This window comes from Streptomyces sp. IBSBF 2435, from assembly GCF_036815005.1.
GTDB lineage: Bacteria > Actinomycetota > Actinomycetes > Streptomycetales > Streptomycetaceae > Actinacidiphila.
In genome coordinates this window covers 1-3,522 of sequence record NZ_JAJSYW010000331.1, presented here as the reverse complement: position 1 = coordinate 3,522, position 3,522 = coordinate 1, and the positions used below count along the sequence as shown (strand labels likewise).

The following is a 3,522-nucleotide window of genomic DNA, read 5'->3' as shown; positions in this document are numbered from 1 at the left end:
CCCCCGCCCCCACACCAGCGCCGTTCCCGTGGACCCCGCTCCCCGCCCTCCCCGTTTCCCCGCAGCGCTCCCGCAGTCACCTCTCCCGCCCTCACCGCTCCCGCCCGACCACCGTCACGAAGTGGAACGCATCGATATGCCCTGCTCCGCCAAAGACAACCTGCTCGTCCCTACGCCCCACGAGTCCGTCACCACCCCTGACGGCCGGCCGCCGCGCGTGAGCGTGGCCGTCCACGCCCAGGACCAGGTCCTGCACATCGGCGTCGTGCACCAGCTGCGCCAGCGCCCCGAGGTCGAACTGCTCGCCGAAGCCGACGCGGACCGGGCGCGGACCTCGCTGGTGGTCGTCGACGCCGTGGACGACGCCGTGATCGCCCTGCTGCAGCGCATGCGGCGCAACACCTCCACCCGGACCGGCCTGGTGGTCGGCACGTTCGACTCCACGGCGCTCCAGCGGGTGGTCGAGTGCGGTGTCACCGCGGTGCTGCGGCGCGCGGAGGCCAACCAGGACCGGCTGCTGCACCTGGTGCTCGCGATGGCCAACAACGAGGGCGTGCTGCCCGGCGACCTGCTCGGCACCCTGCTGACCCAGGTCGGCAACTTCCAGCGGTCGGCGATAGATCCGCGCGGCCTGTCCCTGTCCGCGCTGTCCACACGCGAGGCCGACATGCTCCGCCTGGTGTCGGAGGGGCTCGACACCGCGGAGATCGCGCAGATGACGTCGTACTCGGAACGGACGGTCAAGAACGTGCTGCACGAGATCACCACCCGGCTCCACCTGCGCAACCGGGCCCACGCGGTGGGGTACGCGCTGCGCAACGGCCTGATCTGACCGCCGGGTCCTGACCCGGGACCCCCGCGCGTACCGGCCGGGTCCGGCCGGGCCGCCGGGCGTACGGCGGTCCCCGCGGGCTGCCCGAAAGCACAGCCGGTGCTTCCCCCGGGCACGGACCGGCCGCCCTGCCGCGCACCCGCGCGGGTGCCGCACAGTGACGGGGCACATCAAGGTGTCCGGCGACTGCGAGGTGGACGTGGACGGCTCGGCTGGCCCCGGCGGGCGGCGCCGACTGGGCGGATTCGGCATCTCGCTGCTCCTGCTGGTACCGCTGCTCGCGGTCACGGCGGCGGCCGGCTCCGAGGGCCGGCCCGCGTCGGACGGGACCTCGGCCGTCCCGCGGGCGGACACCTCCGCGACCCGGATCGCCTACGCCGGCACCGATCACCGCAGCCTGGGCCGGGTGTCCACCACCACGTCCAGCGACCCGCTGTTCGGGGCGGGCCCGGCGCACTTCGACGTACAGCCCGCCGCCCTCGGGGACACGCTGGTGTTCGCGAGCCTGCGCGACGAGACGTGTCCGCAGATCTACCTGCGGGCCGCCGACGGGTCGGTGCGCAAGCTGACCAGCGGCCGGAACGCGGCCCACCCGCGGCTGACCCCGGACGGCACGTCCGTGGTGTTCGACTCTGCGGAGCCGGGCGGCCCGGACGGCGGGACGCAGCGCGACCTGTGGCTGGTGCGCACCGACGGCACCGGCCTGACCCGGCTGACCGACACGCCCGCCGACGAGCAGAGCCCGACCGTGTCGCCGGACGGGACGCTGCTGGCGTACTCCGGCACCGACGACCCCGCGCTCGGGCCGCAGATCTATGTACGGCCGCTGGCCGGCGGAGCCGCGACCCGGATCACCGGCGCGAACGGCGGTACGGCGACGGAGCCGGTGTGGAATCCGGTGGACGACGCGGCCCACCGGGACCTCGTCGCGTACACCTTCACCGCCGACGCGGACACGGGACCGCGACTGCGGGTGACCGGCGGGGCGGCCGGGGACGAGCCGCTGCTCGCGGGCGAGCAGGCACAGTGGCGGACCCACGGGGCAGCCTGGCTGCCCGACGGGGACGGCGTGCTGTTCCTCACCCCCGATCGCACCTGCGGCTGCCAGGGCGACTGGGACCACGTCTTCCAGGCGCCGGCGCACTCCGCCGACACCCCGCAGCTGGTGCTCAGCGAGGACCGGGACGTCGGCTCGGCGACCTGGGCCGGCCCGCTGGACGGCGGCTACCCGGTGGTGGACCGCACCACCGCGGCCGGACCGCACGTGGTGACCCTCCAGGACGTCCGCTCGGACGGCGCCGACCCGCGCGACCTCGGGCTGCCCCTGCTGAACGAGGACCCGGCGGCCGACACCAACACCGACCCGGCGAAGGACCCGCTCTTCCAGCCGGCGGCCGGGTACGACCCGTGGACCGAGCGGCAGAACTACACGCCGGACGGCCGGCACATCGTGGTCACCCGGTTCGAGGACGGCGCCGACGGGAAGCGGATCGAGCGGATCTGGACCGTCGACGCCGACGGCTCGAACCAGCAGGCGGTGCCGCTGGCCGGGCGGGGCGCGGACGACTGGGACACCGACCCCGTCGTCTCCCCGGACGGCCGCTACCTCGCCTTCACCCGGACCTCGCCGGGCGGCGTCGGCACGGCGTCGGGACCCGGCCGCGTCCTGGTCGCCGACGCCACCAGCGGCGCGATCGTGTTCACGGTCCCGCCGGACGGGCAGCCCGGCGGCGACGCCCAGCCCGCCTGGTCCGCGGACAGCACGACGCTGGCCTTCACCCGCGACGAGGTGATCGACGGGGCCGGCGGCAGCAAGCACATCTGGACCGTGCCGCTGAGAGGCCTCGGCCAGGAGCGCGACCTCAGCGCGCGGATCTGCCCGGGCGATTGCGCGGTCATCGACGACAGCCCGTCCTTCTCCCCCGACGGGCGCTCCATCGCCTTCAACCGGAAGAACGGCGGCGGGGTGGTCGACGAGCGCAACGGCGTACTGCTGACCTCGGTGTCCGGCGACGACTGCGAGGTCGTCCTGCCCGCCGCGGCCCGGACCAACGCCGACGCCTGCCATCAGGACCTGCCCGACACCTCGGCGGACGGACCGCACCAGCCGCGCGACGCGGCCTGGACGGGCGACGGCACCGGGCTGGTCATCAGCTCCCGCAGCGGCCTGCCCGTCAACTCCCCCGAGAAGCTCAGCCTGGTGGACGTCGCCACCGGGGCCCTGACACCGCTGGCCGCCGAACTGCCGGGGCGGCAGAAGGAGCCCGCCGTCCAGCCGTCGGTGGACCTGTCGGTGAGCGCCCCGGGCACCGTGCCCCCGGTGACCGTCGGCACGGCCGCCACCATCGCCGTCGACATCGTCGACAAGGGCCCGGACGCCTCGCCCGGCACCACGCTCACGGTCGTGCCGCCGCCCGGAGTGACGATCACCGGGATCGCCTTCCCCGGCGGCAGTTGCGACGCCGCGTCCCTCCAGTGCGACGTGGGAGTGGTGCCGCCCGGCACCACGGTGCCGGTGACCGTGACGCTGACCGGGCGCACCGCCGGCGACCAGCCGGTGCAGTGGTCGGTGGCCGGCGGTGTGCTGGACCCGCAGCCGGACGACAACACCGCCCGCACGGTGGTGCCGGTGACCGACGCCGCCCCGCCGACCACCCCGCCGCCGACGCCGGTATCACCACCTGGTGGAT

The 3,522-nt window shown here is 75.1% G+C and carries 2 protein-coding genes; both read left to right on the top strand.

What is annotated here, in order from left to right:
* Nucleotides 1–136: 136 nt before the first annotated feature.
* Nucleotides 137–832, top strand: coding sequence for a response regulator transcription factor (locus V7E46_RS32940; protein WP_443054423.1), 696 nt, complete (start codon nt 137–139; stop codon nt 830–832).
* Between the two features lie 157 nt (nt 833–989).
* On the top strand, nt 990–3,522 hold a 2,533-nt coding region (locus V7E46_RS32935), incomplete at its 3' end, for a hypothetical protein (RefSeq protein ID WP_333771835.1).

What these genes read in the sequence shown, in the direction of transcription:
- V7E46_RS32940 (WP_443054423.1), top strand. Translation starts at nt 137, where the DNA reads ATGCCCTGCTCCGCCAAAGACAACCTGCTCGTCCCTACGCCCCACGAG.